Genomic DNA, 23,202 nt, shown 5'->3' on the forward strand with positions numbered 1-23,202 from the left:
CCATACCCCTACGCAACACAAGCGCTTGGCGCGTCATGCCGCAGAATGGCGGAGGTCAAAGTAACAAGAGAAGAGAGGAGTTGCCATGGGAAATCCCACCTTCTGGTGGCTGATCGCAGGGGCGGCCATCGTGGCCGAGTTGTTGTCCGGCACGGTGTACCTGCTGCTGCTGGCCGCCGGCTTCACTGCCGCAGCCATCGCCGCGCACCTGGGCTTCGGCCTTGTGACGCAGCTGTTGGTGGCCGCCGTGGTCGGCGTGGGCGCGGTCGTGACCTGGTACCTGATCCGACGCAACCGCCCCGCCGCGCCCTCCAGCGAGGCCAACCGCGATCTCAACCTGGACATCGGCGAGAGCGTGTTCGTCGATGCCTGGAACCCCGACGGCACCGCCACCGTGCGCTATCGCGGCTCGCAATGGACCGTCGTGCTGCGCGCGGGCCATGTGCCTTCCACCGGCGAACACCGTGTGGTCGAGGTGATCGGCAGTCGCCTCGTGGTCGACAAGATCTAGTTCAATCCGTCAGTCAGAAAAACGCATTCGAAAAGGAAGCACACCATGGAATTTTCCGTTCCTCTCATCATCCTGGTCATCGCGATCATCTTCATCAGCCAGTCGGTCAAGTTCGTGCCGCAGCAGAACGCGTGGGTGCGCGAGCGCCTGGGCAAGTACCACGGCACCATGACGCCCGGCCCGAACTTCCTGATTCCGTTCATCGACCGTGTGGCCTACAAGCACAGCCTGAAGGAAATCCCGCTCGACGTGCCCAGCCAGATCTGTATCACGCGCGACAACACGCAGCTGCAGGTCGACGGCATCCTGTACTTCCAGGTGACCGACCCGATGCGCGCGAGCTACGGCTCGTCGAACTACATCGTGGCCGTGACCCAGCTCGCACAGACCTCGCTGCGCAGCGTGATCGGCAAGCTGGAGCTCGACAAGACCTTCGAGGAACGCGACGTGATCAACGCCCAGGTGGTGGCCGCGATCGACGAGGCCGCGCTGAACTGGGGCGTGAAGGTGCTGCGCTACGAAATCAAGGACCTGACGCCGCCGAAGGAAATCCTGTTGGCCATGCAGGCGCAGATCACCGCCGAACGCGGCAAGCGCGCGCTCATCGCAGCCTCGGAAGGCCGTCGCCAGGAACAGATCAACATCGCCACCGGTGAACGCGAAGCCTTCATCGCCCGTTCCGAGGGTGAGAAGCAGGCGCAGATCAACAACGCGCAGGGTGAAGCCGCCGCCATCACGGCCGTGGCCACCGCCACGGCGGACGCCATCGAGCGCGTGGCCGCCGCCATCCGCCAGCCGGGCGGCGAACAGGCCGTGCAGCTGAAGGTGGCCGAGCGCGCCGTCGATGCCTACGGCAAGGTGGCTGCAGACTCGAAGACCACGCTGATCGTGCCGAGCAACATGACCGAGACGGCTGCGCTGATCTCTTCGGCCATGCGCATGATCCAAACAGGCAAAAGCTCGGGCCCGACCTGAAAACGGCCATAAGCCGCGCTACAATCGTGGGCTTCGGAGCGGTGGATGAGCGGTTTAAGTCGCACGCCTGGAAAGCGTGTGAGGGTTAATAGCCCTCCGCGGGTTCGAATCCCGCCTGCTCCGCCAGTTGGTTAGTGAATACGGGGCCTTGTGCCCCGTTTTTCATTTCTGCTTGTCAAAGAAAAAACCTGCGCGCGAGCCGCCGCGATCGCAGGCCCGGTCCATCGTTTTCTTGGGTGGGCTCTCAACAAGAATCCAGTTGATCGTGAGCGACATGCCGTCATCGTGACGGCCATTGAAGTCCCGCGCTCCGTCACGCGACAGCGCCCTCAACCGCCGCTCACCGATCCGCTCAGTTGCCTGCCTGACGAAGCGCAGCGAGCGCCGCTTCTTCCGTGTCTCTCAGATGCCGGTCCATCAAGGCGACCGCGGCATCCGCATCCCGTCGCAACACCGCGTCGAGGATGGCCTGATGTTCGGCTTGAACGTCTCTCGCCACCAAGGGGCCTTCGAGGCGGTTTTTTCTGTAGCGCTGGGAATGGTCGACAAGCTGGTTCCAGAACCGCAGCAGCCACTCCGAACCGCAGGCGCTGACCAGCGCCGCGTGAAACCGCCGGTGATGGGCTTCCCACTCCGATGCCATCGCGGACCGATCGCCGAAATCGGGAAGCGGCGCGCGTCCGAGGACATGCAGCGAAGCCAGGACTTCCGCCTCCCACTTTGAATCGCCGCGCTTGATCGATTCGGTCAGGCACAGGCGTTCGATCTCGCGGCGGGTCTTCATCAGGTCGGCCAGCTCCGCGGGCGAGGCTTCGAGCACGCGCGCGCCGCGGCGCGCCTCCATCGACACCAGCCCTTCGCTCGCCAGGCGGGCAAGCGCCTCGCGGATGGGTGTCAACCCCAGCTCGAAACGCGCTTCGAGATCGGCGACGCGCAAGCGCTCATTCGGCGCCAGTTCCCCCACAAGGATTTCCTGTCGAAGGCGCTGGTACGCACGTTCGGTGCGCGACCCCGCGTCCATCGGCGCGTCATCTACCGCAGATTGATTCATGAAGTAAATAGGTTTTTATGCTTAACGATATTTTTCATGAAAGATTTTATATTTCATGAAATCACTGCGTTTTTGCAAACAAGAAAATTATCGCATGCAGGCTCCCGGGGCGACGTTGACCCCCGAGCGGAACACCTGTTCTTGCGCGCGGTGAGGCCGTTTCCATCCACCTGCCCCACACCATGAAACCCAGACTCTTCGCACTTTTCCTGCCACTTGGCCTGGCGACCGGCTCCGCCTGGTCGCAGAGCACCAGCACCGTCTACGGCGTGATCGACATCGGCTTCGTCCGCGAAAGCGGCGGCCCCAAGGGCGCCAGCGTCAGCAAGCTGACAAGCGGCATCGCCTCGGGGTCCCGGCTCGGCTTTCGCGGGACCGAGGACCTGGGCGGCGGCCTCTCGGCGTTCTATGCCCTGGAGATGGGGATCAATGCCGACACGGGCACCCTCGGGCAAGGCGGCCTCGGCTTCGGGCGGCAATCGATCGTGGGCCTCCAGGGCAACTTCGGAAGCATCACGCTCGGGCGGCAGTACACGCCAGTCGCCCTCATCCAGACAGAGACGGACCCCTTCGTCACGGGCATGGCCGGCGACTCCGCGAACCTGATCAGTGCGGGCGGTGCCGGCGGCAACAACCGCATGGACAACACCGTGCGCTACGCCTACACAGCCAAGTCGGGCCTGACGGCGGACGTGGTCTACGGGTTCGGCGAAGCCACCAGCGACAGCCGCGCCAATCGCCAGTTCGGCGCCGCGATCGGCTATGTCTCCGGGCCGGTCTATGTGAAGTTGGGGTACCACAACGTCAACAATGCGAAGGCGGTGCCCGCCAGGATCACCTTCCTCGGCGCGAAGTACGACTTCGGCGTGGCGACGGCCCATTTCAACTATGTCGTGAACAAGGGGGCGGCCGTGTTCGGTCTGGTCAACGACGACTCGCGCGACGTGCTGGTGGGCGTCTCGGTGCCTTACGGGGCCAGCCGCTTCATGGCGTCTTACATCCGCAAGAACGACCGGACCTTCGCCAACAACGATGCCAACCAGATCGCGCTGGGCTACACGTACTTCCTGTCGAAGCGCACCAGCCTCTACGCCTCGATCGCCCGCATCCACAACAACGCAAAAGCCGGTGCCGCCACGGGCTTCTACCGTGTCGGCAACGCAACCGAGCAAGGCCTGGGCAACAGGGCCTACAACTTCGGCATTCGCCATGCGTTCTGACCACGCACCCGACTCCCTTTTTCTTCCGGCTGTTTCCCCAAGGATTTCCATGACCTTCACATCCACGCGCCGCAAGGCCCTCTCGGTCGCCTTCTCGGTGGCCACTGCAGCTCTCTGCTCGGCCCCCACCGCCCAGGCACAGAGCTATCCGAGCAAGCCCATCACGATCGTCGTGGCCTATCCGGCCGGCGGCGACACCGACGTGCTGGCACGCGTCATCGGCGACAAGCTGACCTCGCGCCTGGGGCAGCCTGTGGTGGTCGAGAACCGCACGGGCGCAGCCGGCACCATCGGCACTGCGTACGTTTCCAAGGCGCGTGCCGACGGCTACACGCTGCTGCTGGCGCCCAACACCATCGCCATCACGCCGCATGTGCTCAAGGGGACGGGCACGTCCACCGATCCGGCCTCCGAGCTCACCGCCATCGTCCAGCTCGGCAGCCAATCCCTCTTCGTCGTGGCGACGACCTCCACCGGCGCCTCCAATGTCAAGGAGCTGGTCGCAAAGATCAGGGAAGGCAAGGTCGGTTCCTACGCTAGCCCCGGCGCGGGCTCGCCGATGCACATCCTCGGGGAGCTGTTCGACAGGTCGGCCGGCGTGAAGCTCACGCAGATTCCCTACCGGGGCAGCGCGCCGGCGGTGGCCGACCTGCTGGGTGGCCAGGTTCCGATGATGTACTCGACGCTGGGCCCGGTGGCGCCGTACGTCAAGGCGGGGAAACTGGTTGTTCTGGGCGTCGCGGACGCCAAGCGCTCGCCCTTCCTTCCCGATGTCCAGACCCTGGCGGAGCAAGGCTACAAGGGGGCCGAAGTCGGCGCATGGCAGGCGCTGATGGGACCGAAGGGCATGCCCGCGGAAGTGGTTCAACTGCTCAACCGGCACGTCAACGAAATCCTCAAGATGCCGGACGTGATCGCCCGCATGGATGCCGTCGCCCTGTCACCCGCCGGTGGCGACCCGGCACAGCTCGCCAGGCTGGTGGCCGGCGACTACGCCCGCTACGGGAAGCTGGTCACCGAGTTCGGCATCAAGGCCGATTGATGCAGGCATCGAGAACCCGACAGAGAGGCAACCCAGACACGTGAACAGCAACGAGCACAACCCATTCGTCCTGGCCGGGCAACCGCCCCTTCCTTTCGAAGCCGCGCAAGCCTATGAGGAGACCGTGCTGGACTGGGCGAGGAGCCAGCCGCTGCCACCGGAGATCGTCGTGACACGCGATTGCGCCTATGGCGCCGATCCGCAGCAACGCTACGACGTCTACCACCGCGAAGGCGCGCACGACGCGCCGATCCTGGTGTTCTGGCACGGCGGCGGCTGGACCAACGGCTACAAGGAATACGTCGCCTTCATGGCGCCGATCGTGGTCGGACTCGGCATGGCGCTGGTGACACCTGCCTACCGGCTGGCACCGGCGCACAGGTTGCCGGCGGCCTTCGACGACAGCCTGGCCGCGGTGGCGCATGCGATCGGGCATGCCGCCGACTTCGGTGGCCGCGGCGACCGGATCTATCTGGCGGGGCACTCCGCTGGCGCCCACCTGGCGGCCCTGGTGGCCTTGCGCCGCCAGGACGCTGCGCAGGCAGGCATTCCTCCTGCTGCCATTCGCGCCTGCCTTCCCATCAGCGGCATCATGGACCTGCACCACCCCGAGCCCCCGGCGGACAGCCTGGAGGAGCGCATCTACACGATGGTGCTGAACGACGCCTCCGAAGACGCATTGATGAGCCCGTTGTGCTGGACCGCAGGAAACGACGTCCCGATGTGGCTCAGCCACGGCGATTCGGACAGCGCCAGGGTCATCCACTCGAACCGCCGGATGGCGGCCCTGCTGGCCCGGCAACCGGGGCCGAGCCGCTTGCATGTCGAGCCCGGACTCGACCACTTCGCCACCCACACCAGCCTTCGCGACCCGGCAGCGCCGTGGTACGGCCGGCTTGCAGACCTCGTGAAGGACCACCAGCCATGAAGGAAGTGATCGACATCGGGCTGCCGGCCCTTGCACAGCCGTTCTCGTGGGCCGTGAAGGCCGGCGGATTGCTGTTCACGACACATGCCGCCGTGCGCGCGGACGGCACCATCGACACCGGACCGATCGCGCAACAGGCACGCCTCACGCTGGAGAACATCCAGCGTGCCGTGCTTGCCGCGGGAGGCCGGATGAGCGACGTCGCCCAGGTATTGATCTACCTGACCGACGAGCGCGACATGCCTGCCGTCGACGCCGTCTACAGGGAGTTCTTCGCCGCGCCCTACCCCAATCGCTCCAGCGTTGTCGTCAAGGCCCTGGTCGTGCCCGGCATGCGCGTGGAAATGGTCGTCTACGCAGCCATCGGCCCTTGAAATCCACATGCGCCACAGCGGGCGCATCGAGATTCATGACGCCGTGAGCGCACGCGCGGGCACGCCAGTGCCCTACCATGGCGACCATCTTCTTCTTGCCCCGGTCACACGGACGCCATGACGCCCAGCGACATCCGACGCTTCTTCAGTCCCGGGGCCTCCTCTCGCGCCTCGCCACGCGGCGTGATCAGCCTGCTGAACCGCTACCAGCGCGCCATGCTGTACGTGGGCGGCGCCGTCACTTCCCTGGTGCTGCTCGTCGCCACGGGGCTGATGCTCTCTGCGCAGGTGCGCGACTACGTTGCCGAGCGACAGGCCGAGTTCACGGTGCGCAAGGCGCTGCTGCACCTGGAACTCTTCGTGCGCCAGGGCTCGGTGCGGATCAACATCTTTCATGAGGAAGGCGCCTGGGAGCGGCGCGCCCGCGCCCAGAGGCCGCTGATCGACGAGTTCGCCGCCCGACAGGGCCGGATGGTCCTGCCGAGCAACAAGGGATTCCCGCCGATGCTGCTGCTGGGCGACCTGTCGGCGCAGCGTCCGGCCGAGTCGTTCGCGCAGTACCTCGGGCTGGCCGAAGAAGTCGGCTACCGCTCGGCGGCCTACACCAAGACGCTGCAGCTGCATTCGAGCTACTTCTACGCACCCGACCTGAGCTTCCTCGCCGTGGTTCCCGCGCCCGCGACGAGCGACCTGCTCGGCATCCACGGCGCGCGCAGCACCGCGGAGCTGCTCAAGCGCATCGCGCCCGACCTCGGCGACCTCCACGACCCGGCCGTCGTCGCCCGGCTTCGCGACACCGCCACGGCCGTCTGGCTGCCGCCGGCGATCAGCCCCTTCACTGGCGAGACCGTCCTGCGCCTGGCGCAACCCGGCTTTCACGAGGGACAACCCTTCGTCGTGCTGGTGAACGACTACCCCCTGGACATCATCACCTCACGCCTGTCGAACGAGCGCCACGACGAGATCTCGATGTTCGTGGACCCCTCGGGCCGCGTGATTGCCGAGGCGCACGGTCCGACGGGCACCGAAGGCCTGCAGGCGCGGGCGCTGCAGCAGTCCCAGGCGTCGCTGGCCCCCGGCAGCGCGAGCCTGCAATACCGCGACGGGCTTTTCACGCTGCGCGAGCCGATCGCCGACGCGACGTGGACCTACCTCTACGCGTTCTCGTGGCGCACCATCGCCTCCGAGCTCTGGCCGCGCCTTGCGATCTATACCGGCGCCATGCTGCTGCTCATCGCCTTCATCTGGGCCGCGCTGATCCTGCTCGACCGCAAGGTGTTCCGGCCCGGCTACGCACGCTCCCAGCGCATCGTGGAGAGCGAGAACCTCAACCGCACCATGGTCGCGACCACGCCCTCGGGCCTGGCGCTGCTGGGCTACCCCTCGGGTGAAGTGCTGCTGCAGAACCAGGTGATGCAGGCCTGCACCGAGAACGCGCGCCCCGAGGACCCGCCGCTGCCGCAGCGCCTGCTGCGCCTGTACGACGACGCCCCCGGTTCGCCCGAATGGCTGCCCGACCTGGAGCTGCCCGTGACGCTGGCCAACGGCGAAGTCAACGAGCTGCTGGTGAGCGTGGTGCGCACCAAGTACCAGGGCAACGACGTGCTGCTGTGCAACTTCTCCGACATCACGACGCGCAAGAACGCCGAGCGCGCACTGGAGAGCGCCCGCGAAGCCGCGCACCAGGCCAACCACGCGAAGACGGCCTTCCTGGCCATGATGAGCCACGAGATCCGCACGCCGCTGAACGCGATCATGGGCAATCTCGAGCTGCTGCAGCGCTCGCCGCTGTCGCCGTCGCAGAACGAGCGGCTCGGTGCCGTGACCTCTTCGTCGACCGCGCTGCTGGGCATCATCAACGACATCCTGGACTTCTCGAAGATCGAGTCGGACCAGATGCGCCTGGAGTCGATCCGCTTCGACCTTGCGGACATCGCGCGACAGGTGATCGTGGTCTTCACGCCGCTGGCGCAGTCCAAGCGGCTCGGGCTCGATGTCGTCATCGACGACGCCCTGGCGCCGCATTACCTCGGCGACCCGACACGCATCCGCCAGTTGCTGATGAACCTGCTGAGCAACGCCATCAAGTTCACCGAGACCGGCGATGTGCTGCTCGAGGTCTACCTGAAGGACGACACCGATCCCGCGTCGCCGGTGGTGATCGGCGTCAGCGACACCGGCATCGGCATGACGGCAGCACAACAGAAGGCGCTGTTCGAACCCTTCACGCAGGCCGACAGCAGCATCGCGCGCCGCTTCGGCGGCACCGGTCTCGGGCTGGCGCTGTGCCGCCGGCTGACCGGGCTCATGGGCGGCGACATCCAGGTCGTGAGTGCGCCGGGCAAGGGCAGCACCTTCCTGGTCACGCTGCCATTGCCCGCCGCGCCCGCCCTGCTTGCGCGCGCCCCCGCGCCTTCCACCGCCGATGCGCAGGCCGGCACGACCACGGCGCACATCCTCGTGGTCGACGACCACCCGGCCAACCGCGAACTGGTCAAGATGCAGCTCGAAACGCTGGGCTACACCTCCGACCAGGCGTCAGGTGGCCTGCAGGCGCTCGACCTGTTCGCCACGCGCCGGCACGACCTGGTCATCACCGACATCAACATGCCGGGCATGGACGGCTACACCCTGGCGCGCGCGCTGCGGGCGCAGGGTTCGCGCGTGCCCATCGTTGCGCTCACGGCCGACGTTGCAGTGCACGAACGCGAGCGCTGCGAGTCGGCGGGCATCGACACCGCGCTGATCAAGCCCATCCTGCTCGACACGCTCGACCGGACCGTGCGGCAGTTGACCCAGCAGGGCCCGCACACCGAGCCACCCGCCAACGCTCACCGGCAAGACATTGCCCAGGGCACCCTGCCCGACTCGGTGCATCAGGCACTCGCGCGATCGCTGAACGACACCGCGGCAGCCATCCGGACGGCCCTGGGCACAGCCGATGCCGTCGCGCTCGGAGCCGGGCTGCATTCGCTGCGCGGTTCCTTCGCGCTGATCCACGAAGCCGGGCTCGCGGCCGATTGCGCCGCCATGGAAGCGCAGCTGCGCGATGCGGACCTGCCGGCGCTGGCGCAGGCCTTCGATCGCTTCGAGCGTGCGGCCCACACTGCGCTCGAACGCAGGGCCCCCAAGGCCGTCGCCTCGATCTGAACCCGGTCCGAACCCGGCGCGGTCCGAAGCCGTTTTCGGACCCAGGCCGACACGCACAGCTTCATGTCCTAGCCTCTTTGGCCTCATGTCCGACAGATTCGGACTGGTCCTATGCATCCGTGGCCCGCTATCGGATCAGGCCGCTTAACGGACGAAGGGGCGACACATAAAGTCCAGACAGCCTCTGCTGGAGCGGCCCTGGACACTGTCTTCACGGCCCCTTGAATGCATCTTCGACAACAGCAGTGGCCCTTCCTGCCGCACCTTGCGCTGGCACGACCACTCTTTCTGTTCAACGGGATCCGCCATGAAGCCACTCCACCTCCGCGTCCTGATCGCGGACGATCATCCCGCCGTTCGCATCGGCATCGAGAGCACGCTGCGCGAAAGCAATGCGGTGACCGTCGTGGGTGCCGCGCGCGACTCCACGGAAATGATGGAGCTGCTCAAGCTGCACGACTGCCAGATCCTGGTGTCCGACTACGCCATGCCCGGCGGCCTGCACGGCGACGGCATCACGCTGTTCTCGCTCGTGCGCCAGCGCTACCCGCTGTTGAAGATCGTGGTGATGACCATGCTCGACAACCCGGGCATCATCCATTCGCTGCTGGACATCGGCGTGCCCTGCATCGTGAACAAGGCCGACTCGGTGAGCCACCTGCTGCCGGCGGTGCATGCGGCCTACGCGAACGGCCGCTACCTCTCGCCCAGCATGGCGGAGATCGCCGCCCGCACCGACCCGGGCCGAACCAACACCCAGCCCCACGCCACGCTCTCCAAGCGGGAGCTGGAAGTGGTGCGCATGTTCGTCTCGGGGCTGACCGTGACCGAGATCGCCGAGCGGCTGCATCGCAGCAAGAAGACCATCAGCACGCAGAAGGGCTCGGCGATGACCAAGCTCGGCATCCTGCGCGACATGGACCTCGTGCGCTACGGCATGGAGATGGGACTCACGAACACGTCGGCCGTGCCGCCGACGCAGGGCCTGACGGCGCTGCCCTGGCACTGATCCCGGGCCGGGCCGGGAAGACGGCCTGCGCCTACTCCTGCGGAGCGTCGGTCGCGGCAGTAGCCGCGGCTGCCGTCAGGCCGTTTTCCATCGCGTAGCGCAGCAGGTCGACATCGCGCGCGATGCCGAGCTTTTCCATGGCTTTGGTTTTCTGCGTGCTGATGGTCTTCTTGCTGCGGTGCAACTGCTCGGCGATCTCTGTCACCGTCAGGCCCGACGCATACAACCGCACCACCTCCGACTCCCGCTGGCTCAGCACGCCCGCGGTGTTGCGGCTGCGCACGTCCCAGTCGATGGAGCGCACCACCCCGTCCATGGTGGGCGAGTAGTACGTCCCGCCGGTGCGTGCGGCATGGATGGCGGGAATCAGATGGGTCACGGCATCGGACTTGCTCACGATGCAACGGATGCCGCTGGACACCAGCGTGTGCAGCACGGCCGGGTTGTCGAGCATGGTCAGCACCACGATCTGGATGTCGGGGTAGCGGCGGTTGATGAGCTTGAACAGCGAAACCCCGTCGCCATACTCGCCGGCCGGCATCGCGTAGTCGGACACCAGCACGTCGCAGGGCGTTGTTTCCAGCAAGGCCATCAGGCCGGTCGAATTGGCCGCCTCGCCGACAAGCGACAGCGTCTCGACGGAGGCCAGCTCGTGCTTGACGCCGGCCAGCATGCCTGGATGGTCGTCCGCCAGAATGACTCGGATTTCGAAACGATCCATTTCCTTCTCCACTCGCCCCTTGTGAGCGCGATGGGGCGCCTGTTTTTCTGTGCGCTGCATGAGTGCAGCCGCTGCGGCGGCATCTTACCTGTCGCCCTCCACTTTCGGACCCGCCGATGTCAGGCAGTCTGGGGCCGGTGCGGCGCTTCGGTGGAGGTCTCGCCCAGCGCGCCGGGCGAGACCATGTCGCCCGGGAAAGTCTGCGCCATGGCCTGCAGCGTCGCCTGCGCGGCTTTCTTTCCGTGGTCGTCCGAGGTCCGGTAGGCGCGCAGCAGGGCCACTTCGTCCCGGCTCACGGACAGTTCCTCGGTGCACGTCGGCATGCCGGTCACGACATAGAGCACGTCGATGCCGATGACGGCCATGGTCGCGAGGTAGGCGGCGTCGGGGTAGTCCTCCCCGCGCTCGAACGACTCCTGCGTGCTGCCGTCCACACCGCCGAGCACCGCAATGGCCGCGGCGCTCAGCCCCAGTCTGCTGCGCTCCTTGTGAAGCCGGTTTCCGATCATTCGCATAACTCTTCCCTTTGAAAAATCCTGTGTGTGCGCACCTGGCGCTGTGGCTGTCGTTACTGGTAGCTCATCGTGAAAGTCGCGCGGCCGCTGGCCTTGCCGCCTCGCACGAGCCAGTCGTTCTGCACGTAGCGCGCGCTCAGCGGGATCGTGAAGACGCCGTTGGCCGCCTCCCCCGCGGACCACTGGTTCATGTTTCCCGCCTCGCTCGAATCGGGGCCGAAGCTCAGCACGGTCGAGTCCTTGAGCACCTGAATGCCGATGCCCGTGGCGGTCGAGTCCCGCGTGAGCGACAGGATGTTCGAGCGGTTGGCGGGGTTCGTCTGGTCCGTCAGCGTCACGTGGACGCCCGTGGTCTTCCCCTCGTCGCCTCCCGAACACTGGAGCGCGATGTGAAACGGCGCGGCCGTCGAGTGAGTGCCCATGCCGGTGAAGGTGCGCGCCGGAATGCCGTCGCCGAGGCCGACCGAGATCGAACGCGACTCGGACATCACCGCGCAGGTCGGAACGATGGGGCGCAGCGTCGTGGCGCCGGACCACGAATAGACCTTGTAGACATGCCTGGCGGCGCCGCCGAACCACTTGCCGTAGGTCCCGGTCAGCACACCGCCACCCGTGATCGGACCTGTCTTGACCAGTTCGATGGTCAGCGCATGGGAAAACACGGCCAGGGCGCCGAACTTCATCGTGCATTGCGCAGGCCACCAGTTGGTCGTGCAGAACGCACCGAACTTGAGGCGGTAGGCGATGCCGGGGATGCCGGTCTCGTAGAGCTGCGTCCCCGCCTGGCCCGCAGTGCCTTCGAAGTACATGGTGTAGGTTGCCGACGGCACGGTGCACCCGCCGCCACTGGACACGGCGCTGACAGCGCCACTCCACAGCGTGCTCCCCACATCGACTCTCGGGTTGAAGCTGATCGTCGCCGGCCCCATCAGGTCGTAGCGGAAAGGATCGGCGCACGGCTCCTGCGCCTGGGCGTGGGTGGACACCGCGTTCAGCAGGATGAACGCGCCGGCCGTCATGGCCATATGAAGCAGTTTTTTCATCGTCGGACTTTCGAAATCGGGTTGGCGACAGGAACGGACATCGGGTCCGCCTATCGGGTCACGGACACGGGCGGTACCGCCGCGACTTGCGCCGGGGCCGCACTGCACACCGCATCGATCTGTTCGTAGCTGTCGGCTTTCGCCTCGGCTGCATGCACGGGCCGCGTGGGCAACTGGTAGTCGATGCGGCACTGCGATGCCGCGCCTTCCGCCCACTTCACCGTCAGCCGGCCTTCGTCTTCGAGGCCGCGCGCGAAGATCCGGCTGGCCTGGCCGACCACGCCCACCGACGCGCCCGCGGGGTCCTGCACCACCGCGCCGAACGGCAGCGGTTCGCCGTCGGCCTGGGTGGCGCGGATCATCACGGCGCGGCCGGACACGGTCGCGTACTTCAGGAGCACCACGGCCCCGGCGGTCGGCGCCACCTGCTGGTTCGTGCCCTTCAGTTCCACGTCGGTCGACAGGCCCTTGGGATCGATGTCCACGCTGTTCAGCGCGTATGGCGTGAGGTACGGCACCACCGCATAGCCGCGGCTGTCGACCCGCACGCCGGCGGCATTCGCGACGCGCGCGCCTTCGGCGTCGGGCGCTTCGACGATGCCGAAGGTTTCCGACACGGGCTGCGACAGCGTGATGCCGCCGGGATGGGCGACCACGGCGCCGCGCGCGCCGACCGAGGCCTGCCAGGCGCCGGGGCTCACGCCCAGCGTGGCCGACAGGTCGGCGGCGTAGGTGCGGTATTGCAGGTTGGCGCTGCCGCCGGTGGCGGCCTCGCGACCGCCGCCTGCGCTGTGATGGGCGGTGACGCCGTACGACAGTGCGCCGTCGGCCCCCGCCGTGCCCGAGAGCGTCGACTGGGCCGTCAGCCGGCCGTCGCTGTCGCGCGCCGCGCTCGCCGAAAGCATGACCGGATCGGTCTTGCCCAGCGGGATCGACACGTTGGCGTAGTAACGCGTGCCGGACTGGCCGTTCGCCATGCGCTGGCGCGAGACCTGCAGGCCGTAGCTCATGCGCTTGTACTGGTTGCTGTAGCCCACCGAGTAGCCCACGTCGGACGCATCGCGGTTCCAGTAGCCCGTGGCCGACACCGTCATCTGCAACTGGCCGCGCTTCTTGCCCAGCTTCTGGTTGAAGGTGGCCTGGGTGCGGTGGCGCTGGCGTGCCACGGCCTCGACAGGCAGGCCGCGCGCAGCCAGGTCGCGCATGCGCATGGCGGTGTTGAAGTCGGCGTAGCCCTCGGTGGAATAGCGGTAGGCGGCCAGCGCGATGTTCCCGCCGGTCTGGGGCAGGTCCTTCGAATAGCTGATGCGCGCGCTCCCGCCGCTCATGCGGGGCTGGCCGTTCAGCGAGGTGGTGGCCTGGGTGTAGTCGACACCGATGGCGCCGAACGAGGTATTGAAGGCACCGCCCAGCATGACGGCGCCATGGCCTTCGGCCAGGTTCACGCCGCCGTAGCCGGTCAGGAGGTTGCTGAACCCGTGCTGCCAGGTGGCCTGCACGAAGCCGGGGCTGCTGTGCAGCTGGCTGTCGCGCACCGTGCCGGCCGTCACGCTGTAGCGGTTCATGCCGGGGCGCAGCGACAGCGGCACCGCCGCATAGGGCACCAGGAAGGTGTGCACGCTGCCGTCCGCCTCGGTGACGGACACGCTCAGGTCGCCGCCGAAGCCGGTGGCATAGAGGTCGTCGATCTCGAAGGCGCCGGCCGCCACGGTCGTTTCGTAGATCACGGTGGTGCCCTGCATCACCGTCACCTTGGCGTTGCTGCGCGCGGTGCCGCGCACCACGGGAGCGTAGCCACGCAGCGATTGCGGCAGCATGCGGTCGTCGGTCGCCAGGCGCACGCCGCGAAAACCGGTCGAGTCGAACAGCTCGCCCGAGGTGTGGGCCTCGCCCAGCGTCAGTTGCGCGCCGAGCGAAGGCAGGTCGCGCTGCACGACGGTGGCGTTGCGCTGGTAGCGGCTGCCGCCGTCGGACTTCCAGCTGAAGGCGCCGTGGTGGCGCACGCGCCAGACATCGGCATTGAAGCCCCAGCGCATGCCCAGATAGCCTTCGGTCCGCGCCTTGTCGGCATGCCGCTGGCGCGAGCTGTAGAGATTGAAGTTGTAGTCCAGGAACCCCGCGGTCACGCCCGCGTCCCGGAACTCGGGGCTCACGTAGCCCCGGGCGCGGCGGCTCATCGCCATCTGCGGCACGCTAAGCATGAGGCGTTGCTCACCGAAGTCGAAATCGAAGGACGCCTCGGGCAGGCTCTGCGCAAGCGGCAGGCAGGCCTGCGGGGCCGCCAGCCATTCGAGCACCTCGGGGGCGAGCTTCTCGACATCGATGCCCAGGCGTGCCATGGCTTGCGCGTCGAAGCAGGGTTGCGCCTGCGCGCCCTCATCCACACCATCGGCAACCCGAAAGATCACATCGGTGCGCCCGATCCAACCGCCGTTCACGCTCAGGTCGACGGCGTACGTGCCCGCAGCCACATGGTTGCCCCGGTTGAAGCGGGTCAGGTCCAGCCCCTTGCTGCTGCCCGGCGCCAGGAAGTCGATGTCGAACTCGACCGTCGACGCTGCCGCCGACGGCCCGCCGGCCGCCGTGCTGGCCTGCGCGTTCGCCTGCCAGCCCGCGAGCGCGCACAGCACCACCGCGCACACGGGGCGCAGGGTCTGTCGGCAGGCGGTAAGCGGTGAAGCGCGGTACATGGTGATGGAAGGTGAAAGTGATCGGAACCGGGTCAACGGCCTGCAGGCGAGGTGACGCCGAGCGGCTGCCGCCCCTTGAGCGGGCCGCCGTAGTCGTTGATGGCGGAGAACACCACCTCGGCCGGGCCGCTCGGGCGCTGCGCCAGGCCGGCGATCGGGAACAGCTTCGAGCCGTGCGGCGGCACGTAGCTGCTGCCGGCGTCGAAGCGCCGGCCGTTCGCGTCCAGCTCGACCTGGCCCAGGTTGACGTGGTACGCGGTCGGGTTGGTGGCGCGCAGCGCGTGGCCCTTGCCGCCTTCGGCTGCAACCATTTCCCAGCGCACCTGCGAGGGCGCGTCTTCCGCGCTGCCCGCCAGTCCCTGGGGACGGAACATCAGCTTGATCCGCGAGCGAAACGCCAGCTGCAGCTGATTGCCGCCCTCGCCCTTCGGCGGGACTTCCAGCACGTTCAGCCAGAACAGCGACTCGCGGTCCTGCGGCAGCGGCTCCTTCGTATAGATGATGCGCAGGGCCTGGGCCTTGTTCGGGTCCAGGCGGAACACCGCGGGCGTCATCGTGAACGGCACGTCGGCCTTCTCGGGCGACACGCTGGGGTCGCCCTTGTCGAGCCAGGCCTGCACCAGCGCGGGAAACTTGCCGGCGTTGGCGAGCTTGAGCGTCACCTCGCGCTCCTGCGCGGGGAAGACGATGCGCGTGCCATCGATGACCACGCTGGCCTGTGCAAGGTGGGCGGTGAAACCTGCGCCGAGGGCGGCGAGGAAGCAGAGCTTGCGAAAAATCTTCATGGTCGGTTCTCGTGGTCCTTGGCGTGAGGAATGCGCGGATGTGGAAGCCGTCTGTGCGTGGTGTGCGAGGTCCCCGAAACGGCTTGCAGATCCGGACAGACTCCACCTCGCCGCCCCCGGATCGGGGACGGCGCGGCGGCGTTCAGCGGCTTATTCGTAGACGATCGAATACTGGACACGCGACTTCACGGCGCCAGGACTGACCGCGTCGGTGGCGTAGTACTCGACGTAGTAAATGAGGTCGGCGCTGCCGCCTTCGGTGTCCACCAGCAGGGTGTTCTGGTCGCCTTCGGCGAAGCCGGCCTTGACGACGTCGAATTCGCTGTTGAGCAATTGAAGTTCGACGTTCTGGGCACCGCCGCCGTCGACCACCAGGCGGCCCGCCGCATTGGTCGTCACGCCGGATTCAAAGCGGACGCGGACCTTGCCGGCTTCGGGGGAGCAATTCGTCAGCTTGATCGGCACGGGCACGCGACCGGCGGTTTGCGTGGCGCTGGCCAGCGTCTTGCTGGCAATCGCCGGCAGGTCGATCTTGAAATTGGGCGCATCGCCGTTGATCGTGCAGGAGCTCGCCACGATGCTGCCCTCGAATTCGATCTGGCCGTCGGAGGCTTGGGCGGGGGTCAGGGCCAGCAGGCCGAAGGTGGCGACAACGGTAGAGAAAAGCAGGGTTTTTTTCATGATGATTGGAAGAAATTGATTGAAAAACACTCCTGACAAATTCATCATTGAGAAATTCAATTCAGAATCAATGTACGTCGAAAGAGTGAATGAATTTTAATTTCTTTCAATTCTCCGAATTAATCAGCCTCGGCCTAAAGAATCCCCCTCTTCAATAGGACGAGTCCTATAAATCCGGGGAGCACGAAATAAAAGGAAACCATTGATGATTTACCGGCTCTCTGGTTATTCATCACCCTCTTCCTTATGTCCTCCCAGCCCCGCACCACCCGCTCCCGACAGGGCGCCCCCCTGACCCAAGCCCAGCAATTGCAGGAGCTGAACCTGCTTCGGCGCTATCAGCTGGCCTTGCTGTACGGCGGCGGCGCCCTGCTGTCGCTGCTGATCGTCCTGGCCACCTGCCTGGTGCTGTCCAACGTGGCGAGCAACGCTTTCGCCAATCTGCGCACCACGCTGGCGGCGCACAGCGCGCGGATACAGCTCGACATCGAGGAAAAGCAGGCCGCCATGCGGCGCGGCGTGGTGAACGCCGAATTGCTCTGGAACAGCAGGACACCGCCCGGCCCCGGCACCCTGGACGCCTTCGTGCACAACGGCGGCCACGTGGTGCTGCAATTGCAGCCGAAGCTCACGCCGGCCCTCGCCGCGGTCGACACGCACAAGACCCACGACCTGAGTGAATTCGCGCCACACCTGGGCATGCTCGAAACGCAGGCCTACAGCGTCACCGCCGTCGCGCAGCTGCGCAATTCGCCGCTCGGCGCCTACACCTACACCCCCGACCACCGCCTGCTCTCGCTGCTGCCCACGCCCGAAGGCGGCCTGCAGGGCGTGCTCGCCCGCACCGGCCTGCCGGACACCGCCGCGCTGATCGAACGCCTGAGCTTCGACATCGGCGACCTCGCCCACGATGCGGCACTCGCCGACCTGTGGCGCACGCAGCGCCGCGTGGCCTGGCAGCCGCCGGCGCCCGACCTGCTGGCCCCCGACCAGTCGCCCTTCAAGCTGGTGCAGCCCGGCTTCGACGCGCAAGGCCGCCCCTTCATGGTGTTCGTCAGCAACCTGCCGGCCAGCGTGCTGGAGAACCGTCTCCAGCAGACACCGGAAGACACGGTCGCCATGCTGGTCGATCGCCACGGCCGCGTGCTGCTCTCCGCCGACCGCACAGGTGATGCGATCGACGGCGCCGCCCTGATGGACACCGTGCTGGCGCACAGCCAGCGCGAGGCCAGCGCCGACCTGCCCCGTGAAACCTATCGCGCGGGCATGTTCAGCCTCTCGACGCCGCTGGCGGGCACCGACTGGTCGCTGGTCTACGCCTATTCCTGGCGTACGGTGTTCATCGCCTTGAAGCCGCAGCTGCTGCGCTACGGTGGCGCCACGCTCGTGGTGCTGGGTGCGCTGTGGGGCCTGCTGCTCCTGTTCCGGCGCAAGCTGCTCGAGCCCGCCTACCGCCGCTCGCAGCGGGTGTACGAAAGCGAGCAGTTCAACCGCGCGATCATCGCGACCTCGTCGTTCGGCGTGTGCCTGATCGCGCTCGACGACGAAGAGGTGTTGCTGCAGAACCGCATGATGGAGCTGTACGCGGCGGCCACCGTGCCGACCGCACCGCTGCACCAGCAGATGGCCGCGCTCTACCGCGAACGCGGTCGCGATGGCGCGCTGCACGATGCGGACATGCGGCTGGCGCTGAAGAACGGCCAGGCCTGCGAGCTGCTGCTGCAATGCACGCTCACGCGCTACCAGGGCGCGGACGCCCTGCTCTGCAGCTTTTCCGACGCCACCGAGCGCAACGAAATCGACAAGAAGCGCGAGGAAGCCCGCGTGGCGGCCGAGGCGGCCAACCGCGCCAAGTCGGTGTTCATCGCCACCATGAGCCACGAGATCCGCACCCCGCTGAACGCGGTGCTGGGCAACCTCGAACTGCTCGGCCAGACCGCGCCGCCCGAGGTACAGGCGCGCCGCCTGCAGTCGGTGCGCCAGGCCTCTCGCACGCTGCTGGAGATCGTGAACAACATCCTCGACCTGTCGAAGATGGAGTCGGGCCAGATGAAGCTCGAGACCGCGCGGGTCGCGTTGCCCGGCATCGCGCGGGCCTGCGTGGAAATGTTCGAGCCCTCGGCGCATGCCAAGGGGTTGCGCCTCGACTGCCAGGTGCATCCAGGCCTGGCCGCCGGCTATGCAGGCGATCCGACGCGCATCCGCCAGATCATCGTCAACCTGCTGAGCAACGCCATCAAGTTCACCGCCACGGGCGCGGTGACCCTGGAGGTCGGCCCGCTGTCGCCGGGGCAGGACTCGCCGGTCGTGATCCGTGTGACCGACACCGGCATGGGCGTGCCGCCCGAGCAGATTCCCCATCTGTTCGACACCTATATGCAGGCCTCGCCCTCGACCGCGCGCGAGTTCGGCGGCTCAGGGCTGGGGCTGTCGATCTGCCAGCGGCTGGCGCGCAAGATGGGTGGCGCAATCCAGGTGAGCAGCCAGCCCGGGGCCGGCTCGTGCTTCACGGTGGAGCTGCCGCTCGTGCCACTGGCCGAGGACGATGCCGCCGTGGAGGACCATGAGCCGGCACAGACGCTGCACGGCGTGCCAGCCCGCGCCATGCGCCTGCTGGTCGTCGACGACCACCCGGCCAACCGTGTGCTGATCGGCGATCAGCTCGCCACACTGGGCATTGCCGCCGATGTCGCATCCGATGGCGAAGCCGCGCTGGCGCTGCTCGATACACAGCACTACGACCTGGTGCTGACCGACCTGAACATGCCCGGCATGGACGGCTACACGCTGGCCCGGCGGTTGCGCGAGCGCCTGCCGTCGATGCCTCTGGTCGCCATCACGGCGCACCTGGAGCAGGAGGGTTACCAGCAATGCTCGCTGGCAGGCTTCGCGGGCGTGCTGCTCAAGCCGGTGCTGCTGCCGGCATTGGAGCAGGCGATTGCCAGGACGGTGGGCGCGGCCCCGTCAATCCCCGCCGTCGACGTTGCCGATCGTTCGGTAGACACGAACGGGCCGCACGGCCCCCTGGACGCGTCCCTGCACGAGGCCATGGTCACGTCGCTGGCGTCGTCCGCCTTGCTGATCCAGAAGGCACTGGATGTGGGTGACCGGCAAGCCATCGGCGATCAGCTGCATGCGGTGCGCGGCGCCTTCGCCATGATCGGCGAGCCGGTCATCGCCGCCATGTGTGCACGGCTCAGCGCGTCGGCGAAGCACGAAGAGATGACCCAGCTCATCCCCGGTTGGACTGCGCTGCAGGCGGCCGCCGAAGCGGCATTGGCGCAGCGCGCTAGCTGAGCGCGCGCCTCGATCGCACGTCAGCAGGCCACGGCTTGTGGTGACTCCAGCTGGCGTTGCGCCGCATACCGCAGCAGCGCCGCGTACTGCGCGAAGGCCTGCTCGGGCATCGCCTCGGCGTGCTGCATACCTTGCGTGAAGTGGCAGCCGACACTGCGGGCCAATGCGAGGTCCTGCTCGCTGTCGGCCCCCTTCACGAGCAAGGTCGCGTCCTGCTCGCGGGCCATGGCAATGAGGCTCGCGAGGATGTGGCGCGCATGCGGGTTCTCGCGCGCCTGCGCCAGCTGGCGCGCGTCGATCTGGATCTCGCTGAACGGCACCTTGAGCCACCGGCTCAAGGTCGAGTCGCCCTGACCGAAGCGGTCGATGGCGCAATGGAAGCCCCGCAGCCGCAGGTGCGCGACCGCCCCCGCCAGCACGTCGTTGCAGCGGGCACCACCGTCCTCGGCGATCTCCAGCATGAGCCGGTCCGCGGCGATGCCTGCACGCTCGGCCTGCTCGGCCACATCCTGCGCCCAGGCCACCGAGCCGGCGATGGACGCGGACACACGCACACCGAGTCGCAGATCGTGGTCCGGGTGCATGTAGCCGAGCAGTTCAAAGGCGCAGTCCAGCATGCGCTGCGTCAACGCCGCGCCCAGGCCGGCGTGCGCGATGGCGGGCAGGAAGTCCGCGCCGGGCAGCCAGGTGTCGTCGGGCCGGTACCAGCAAGGCTGCAGCTCGGCGCCGCGCAGAACACCCGTGCGCGCGCAATGCCGGGGCTGGAAGTGAGCGGTGATCTGGCGCGTGGCCAGCGCCGCGCCCAAGACCTGCGCGGTGAAGGCCGGCGCGTCGTCGCCCGCCGGCAACGCCGTGCCGCGTCGCGGCTCGGCCCTGTGACGCCGTCCGCGCGCCATCACCTGCGCCGCGGACGCCATCGTGACCATGGTGCTCGGCTTGGCAATGGCCGAGAGCACACGTGCACCACGGGCCCCGGCGTAGTCCACCGCCGCCTGCAGGATGCGCGGCGGCTGGGCGCTCATGAGCACCAGCTTCGCGGGGCTGTCGGCTTCGACCACCGCGTCGATCATCTGCAGGCCCGTGACTTCGGGCGTGTCGATGTCCACCACCAGCAGGTCGTGGCGGTGTTGCTGAAGCGCCTCAACGAATCCATGGCCGCTGCGCGTGACGTCCACGCGGGGAATGCCGGCGTAGCGCATGAAGGTGGCCAGCGCGAGGCCGGTGCGTTCGACCTGGTCGATCACGAGTGCGTTTCTGATCATGGTGGTTGGGCCCGGAAGAGGAGCGAAGAGAACCTGTGCTGCATCTTCCCGGGCGCGGCCCGAATGCCCCATCGGACCCGTCCGAATCTCGCCAGCCACCCGCTAGGACCGCGCGCCGATGTGTGTTGCGAAGGCGCGGTTTCGGTGCGTCCGTCTCCTTTCTCCTACGCGGCGGCGGCGTCCGGCGCGCTACGCTATTGGTTCACAGAACAAATCCGCGGCATGGCCCTCATCACGTTCCTCGTCGAGGACAACAAGACCATCAGGGACAACCTGGTCCCGGCGCTCGAGGACCTCGTCAACGGCCGTGTCGTCGGCTTCGCCGAAACCGAATCAGGCGCCCTCGCCTGGCTGGCCGCCCACCCCGACGCCTGGCAGTTGCTGATCGTCGACCTGTTCCTGAAGGAAGGCTCCGGCCTCGGCGTGCTGTCGGGCTGCCGCAAGCGCCGGGCCGACCAGCGCGTCGTGGTGCTGAGCAACTACGTCACCGCGGACATCCGCACGCGCTGCCAGGCACTGGGCGCCGATGCGGTGTTCGACAAGTCGCACGACCTCGACGCCTTCATCGAGTACTGCAACACCGACCGCCCCTCGGGCCTGGCCCCGCTCTGACACCGAGCGACCGAACGCGTGCCGCGCCGCACGCCTCCCGCGAATGCGCTATGCATGAAAAAAGGGCCCGCAGGCCCTTTTTTCATTCGATGGTCCGGTGAAGGACCGTTGATTGCGATGCGATCAGCGCACCACGGCGATCTGCGTACGCACGCCACCCTTGTAGGTGAACAGCGTCAGGGCACCGTTCTTGATGTCGCCCTTCTCGTCGAAGGCGATCGGGCCGGTCACGCCCTTGTATTGCACCTTGCCCACTTCAGGCAGGTACTTTTCCGGGTCGGACGAGCCGGCCTTGGCCATGGCTTCGGCCAGCACGTTGACCGCGTCGTACACGTACGGTGCGTAGATCTGCACTTCGACGCCGTTCTTGGTCTTGAACTTGGCCTTGAAGTCTTCCAGCGGCTGCTTGAAGTCGCCGTCGACACCGCCGGCTTCGGCGCAGACCACCATGTCTTCACCGATGGCGTCGCCTGCCAGCTTCGGCAGTTCGCCGGTGCACAGGCCGTCGCCGCCCATGAACTTGACGTTCAGGCCGAGCTGCTTGACCTGCTTGAGCATCGGGCCGCCCACGGCGTCCATGCCGCCGAAGAACAGCACATCGGGCTTGGAAGCCTTCAGCTTGGTCAGGATGGCGTTGAAGTCGGTCGACTTGTCGGTGGTGAACTCGTGGCCCACGATGGTCGCGCCGGCAGCCTTGGCAGCCTTCTCGAACTCTTCGGCGACGCCCTGGCCGTAGGCCGTGCGGTCGTCGATCACGGCGATGTTCTTGCCCTTGAGCGTTTCGACGGCGTACTTGCCGAGCGTGCCGCCCAGCTGCGTGTCGTCAGCCACCACGCGGAACGTGGTCTTGAAGCCCTGGCGGGTGTACTTGGGGTTGGTGGCCGACGGCGAGACCTGCGGAATGCCGGCGTCGCTGTACAGCTTGGAAGCGGGGATGGTGGTGCCCGAGTTCAGGTGACCGACGATGCCGTTGACCTTTTCATCGACCAGCTTCTGGGCGACGGCCGTGCCTTGCTTCGGATCGCCTGCGTCGTCTTCGGGAACCAGCACGAACTTGGCAACCTTGTCGCCGATCTTCATGCCCTTGGCATTCAGGTCTTCGATGGCCATCTTGGCGCCCAGCTCATTGTCCTTGCCAAGGTGGGCAATGGGACCGCTGGTCGGGCCGACGTGGCCGATCTTCACGACCAGGGCGTCAGCCGGAGGTGCCGCAGGGGCCGGGGCCGCAGCCGTGGGTGCCGGCGCCGCCGCGGGAGCAGCAGCTTCTTCTTTCTTGCCGCAAGCCACAAGCGTGATTGCAGCCAGTGCGACCGCAGTCCATTTCAATTGCATGGGA

Annotated in this window: 19 protein-coding genes and 1 tRNA gene; 11 read left to right on the forward strand and 9 right to left on the reverse strand. The window is 67.0% G+C overall.

The window, feature by feature from the left end; translation table 11 throughout:
• The first annotated feature begins 85 nt into the window (after nt 1-85).
• The 3 genes from D3H34_RS23405 to D3H34_RS23415 all read left to right on the forward strand — a co-directional run bounded on the left by D3H34_RS23405 (nt 86) and on the right by D3H34_RS23415 (nt 1,612).
• Entirely contained in the window at nt 86-511 is a 426-nt protein-coding gene (locus D3H34_RS23405) for an NfeD family protein (protein WP_119556639.1), read from the forward strand.
• A 45-nt stretch (nt 512-556) separates the two neighbouring features.
• A complete protein-coding gene (locus tag D3H34_RS23410; protein ID WP_093239542.1) occupies nt 557-1,486 on the forward strand; it encodes an SPFH domain-containing protein in 930 nt (309 codons plus the stop codon).
• 35 nt (nt 1,487-1,521) lie between these two features.
• Nucleotides 1,522-1,612: transfer RNA gene (locus tag D3H34_RS23415), tRNA-Ser, on the forward strand.
• Between the two features lie 226 nt (nt 1,613-1,838).
• Here D3H34_RS23415 and D3H34_RS23420 read toward each other — a convergent pair.
• Nucleotides 1,839-2,537, reverse strand: a complete 699-nt coding sequence (locus D3H34_RS23420; protein WP_119556640.1) for a GntR family transcriptional regulator — start codon at nt 2,535-2,537, stop codon at nt 1,839-1,841.
• A 182-nt stretch (nt 2,538-2,719) separates the two neighbouring features.
• On the opposite strand from D3H34_RS23420, the gene D3H34_RS23425 reads away from it, so the two are divergent.
• From D3H34_RS23425 to D3H34_RS23450, 6 genes are all read left to right on the forward strand, one after another.
• Nucleotides 2,720-3,757, forward strand: coding sequence for a porin (locus tag D3H34_RS23425; protein WP_119556641.1), 1,038 nt, complete (start codon nt 2,720-2,722; stop codon nt 3,755-3,757).
• Between the two features lie 49 nt (nt 3,758-3,806).
• Nucleotides 3,807-4,799: a Bug family tripartite tricarboxylate transporter substrate binding protein gene (locus D3H34_RS23430; RefSeq protein WP_119556642.1), complete on the forward strand. Its 993-nt coding sequence runs from the start codon at nt 3,807-3,809 to the stop codon at nt 4,797-4,799.
• Nucleotides 4,800-4,923: 124 nt separating this feature from the next.
• Nucleotides 4,924-5,727: an alpha/beta hydrolase gene (locus D3H34_RS23435; RefSeq protein ID WP_205736797.1), complete on the forward strand. Its 804-nt coding sequence runs from the start codon at nt 4,924-4,926 to the stop codon at nt 5,725-5,727.
• The gene (locus D3H34_RS23440; protein ID WP_119556644.1) at nt 5,724-6,101 is read left to right on the forward strand and encodes a RidA family protein; all 378 of its coding nucleotides are present in this window, start codon (nt 5,724-5,726) and stop codon (nt 6,099-6,101) included. Before D3H34_RS23435 ends, D3H34_RS23440 begins: the two co-directional genes overlap by 4 nt.
• Before the next feature lie 117 nt (nt 6,102-6,218).
• Entirely contained in the window at nt 6,219-9,251 is a 3,033-nt protein-coding gene (locus tag D3H34_RS23445; RefSeq protein WP_286186127.1) for an ATP-binding protein, read from the forward strand.
• A 307-nt stretch (nt 9,252-9,558) separates the two neighbouring features.
• Nucleotides 9,559-10,260, forward strand: coding sequence for a response regulator (locus D3H34_RS23450; RefSeq protein WP_119556645.1), 702 nt, complete (start codon nt 9,559-9,561; stop codon nt 10,258-10,260).
• Between the two features lie 31 nt (nt 10,261-10,291).
• On the opposite strand, the gene D3H34_RS23455 is transcribed toward D3H34_RS23450, so the two are convergent.
• The 6 genes from D3H34_RS23455 to D3H34_RS23480 all read right to left on the reverse strand — a co-directional run bounded on the left by D3H34_RS23455 (nt 10,292) and on the right by D3H34_RS23480 (nt 16,695).
• Nucleotides 10,292-10,981, reverse strand: coding sequence for a response regulator (locus tag D3H34_RS23455; protein WP_119556646.1), 690 nt, complete (start codon nt 10,979-10,981; stop codon nt 10,292-10,294).
• A 119-nt stretch (nt 10,982-11,100) separates the two neighbouring features.
• Complete coding sequence (locus tag D3H34_RS23460; RefSeq protein WP_119556647.1) at nt 11,101-11,490, reverse strand: helix-turn-helix domain-containing protein; 390 nt, start codon at nt 11,488-11,490, stop codon at nt 11,101-11,103.
• Between the two features lie 59 nt (nt 11,491-11,549).
• Nucleotides 11,550-12,539 (reverse strand): fimbrial protein, encoded by a 990-nt coding sequence (locus D3H34_RS23465; RefSeq protein WP_119556648.1) that lies wholly within the window; start codon nt 12,537-12,539, stop codon nt 11,550-11,552.
• A 50-nt stretch (nt 12,540-12,589) separates the two neighbouring features.
• Entirely contained in the window at nt 12,590-15,229 is a 2,640-nt protein-coding gene (locus D3H34_RS23470) for a fimbria/pilus outer membrane usher protein (protein WP_119556649.1), read from the reverse strand.
• Between the two features lie 32 nt (nt 15,230-15,261).
• Nucleotides 15,262-16,014 carry a fimbrial biogenesis chaperone gene (locus D3H34_RS23475; RefSeq protein ID WP_119556650.1) on the reverse strand — a complete coding sequence of 251 codons (753 nt, stop codon included), beginning with the start codon at nt 16,012-16,014 and terminating at the stop codon, nt 15,262-15,264.
• Between the two features lie 150 nt (nt 16,015-16,164).
• Nucleotides 16,165-16,695, reverse strand: coding sequence for a fimbrial protein (locus D3H34_RS23480; RefSeq protein WP_167481267.1), 531 nt, complete (start codon nt 16,693-16,695; stop codon nt 16,165-16,167).
• A gap of 246 nt (nt 16,696-16,941) precedes the next feature.
• On the opposite strand from D3H34_RS23480, the gene D3H34_RS23485 reads away from it, so the two are divergent.
• A complete protein-coding gene (locus D3H34_RS23485) occupies nt 16,942-19,992 on the forward strand; it encodes an ATP-binding protein (RefSeq protein ID WP_147400479.1) in 3,051 nt (1,016 codons plus the stop codon).
• Nucleotides 19,993-20,012: 20 nt separating this feature from the next.
• On the opposite strand, the gene D3H34_RS23490 is transcribed toward D3H34_RS23485, so the two are convergent.
• Nucleotides 20,013-21,254: an EAL domain-containing response regulator gene (locus tag D3H34_RS23490; protein ID WP_167481268.1), complete on the reverse strand. Its 1,242-nt coding sequence runs from the start codon at nt 21,252-21,254 to the stop codon at nt 20,013-20,015.
• Between the two features lie 222 nt (nt 21,255-21,476).
• Between D3H34_RS23490 and D3H34_RS23495 the strand changes: the two genes are divergently transcribed.
• Entirely contained in the window at nt 21,477-21,866 is a 390-nt protein-coding gene (locus tag D3H34_RS23495) for a response regulator (RefSeq protein ID WP_119556654.1), read from the forward strand.
• Nucleotides 21,867-21,989: 123 nt separating this feature from the next.
• Here D3H34_RS23495 and D3H34_RS23500 read toward each other — a convergent pair whose 3' ends face one another.
• The gene (locus tag D3H34_RS23500) at nt 21,990-23,198 is read right to left on the reverse strand and encodes a branched-chain amino acid ABC transporter substrate-binding protein (RefSeq protein WP_119556655.1); all 1,209 of its coding nucleotides are present in this window, start codon (nt 23,196-23,198) and stop codon (nt 21,990-21,992) included.
• Between the last annotated feature and the right edge of the window lie 4 nt (nt 23,199-23,202).

The sequence above is a fragment of the Acidovorax cavernicola genome, assembly GCF_003581445.1.

Bases quoted from the DNA above. Each gene is read 5' to 3' on its own strand.
- D3H34_RS23480 (WP_167481267.1), bottom strand. From the start codon at position 16,695: ATGAAAAAAACCCTGCTTTTCTCTACCGTTGTCGCCACCTTCGGCCTG.
- D3H34_RS23455 (WP_119556646.1), bottom strand. From the start codon at position 10,981: ATGGATCGTTTCGAAATCCGAGTCATTCTGGCGGACGACCATCCAGGC.
- D3H34_RS23460 (WP_119556647.1), bottom strand. From the start codon at position 11,490: ATGATCGGAAACCGGCTTCACAAGGAGCGCAGCAGACTGGGGCTGAGC.
- D3H34_RS23485 (WP_147400479.1), top strand. From the start codon at position 16,942: ATGTCCTCCCAGCCCCGCACCACCCGCTCCCGACAGGGCGCCCCCCTG.
- D3H34_RS23495 (WP_119556654.1), top strand. From the start codon at position 21,477: ATGGCCCTCATCACGTTCCTCGTCGAGGACAACAAGACCATCAGGGAC.
- D3H34_RS23500 (WP_119556655.1), bottom strand. From the start codon at position 23,198: ATGCAATTGAAATGGACTGCGGTCGCACTGGCTGCAATCACGCTTGTG.
- D3H34_RS23410 (WP_093239542.1), top strand. From the start codon at position 557: ATGGAATTTTCCGTTCCTCTCATCATCCTGGTCATCGCGATCATCTTC.
- D3H34_RS23490 (WP_167481268.1), bottom strand. From the start codon at position 21,254: ATGATCAGAAACGCACTCGTGATCGACCAGGTCGAACGCACCGGCCTC.
- D3H34_RS23475 (WP_119556650.1), bottom strand. From the start codon at position 16,014: ATGAAGATTTTTCGCAAGCTCTGCTTCCTCGCCGCCCTCGGCGCAGGT.
- D3H34_RS23465 (WP_119556648.1), bottom strand. From the start codon at position 12,539: ATGAAAAAACTGCTTCATATGGCCATGACGGCCGGCGCGTTCATCCTG.
- D3H34_RS23470 (WP_119556649.1), bottom strand. From the start codon at position 15,229: ATGTACCGCGCTTCACCGCTTACCGCCTGCCGACAGACCCTGCGCCCC.
- D3H34_RS23420 (WP_119556640.1), bottom strand. From the start codon at position 2,537: ATGAATCAATCTGCGGTAGATGACGCGCCGATGGACGCGGGGTCGCGC.
- D3H34_RS23440 (WP_119556644.1), top strand. From the start codon at position 5,724: ATGAAGGAAGTGATCGACATCGGGCTGCCGGCCCTTGCACAGCCGTTC.
- D3H34_RS23425 (WP_119556641.1), top strand. From the start codon at position 2,720: ATGAAACCCAGACTCTTCGCACTTTTCCTGCCACTTGGCCTGGCGACC.
- D3H34_RS23430 (WP_119556642.1), top strand. From the start codon at position 3,807: ATGACCTTCACATCCACGCGCCGCAAGGCCCTCTCGGTCGCCTTCTCG.
- D3H34_RS23405 (WP_119556639.1), top strand. From the start codon at position 86: ATGGGAAATCCCACCTTCTGGTGGCTGATCGCAGGGGCGGCCATCGTG.
- D3H34_RS23445 (WP_286186127.1), top strand. From the start codon at position 6,219: ATGACGCCCAGCGACATCCGACGCTTCTTCAGTCCCGGGGCCTCCTCT.
- D3H34_RS23450 (WP_119556645.1), top strand. From the start codon at position 9,559: ATGAAGCCACTCCACCTCCGCGTCCTGATCGCGGACGATCATCCCGCC.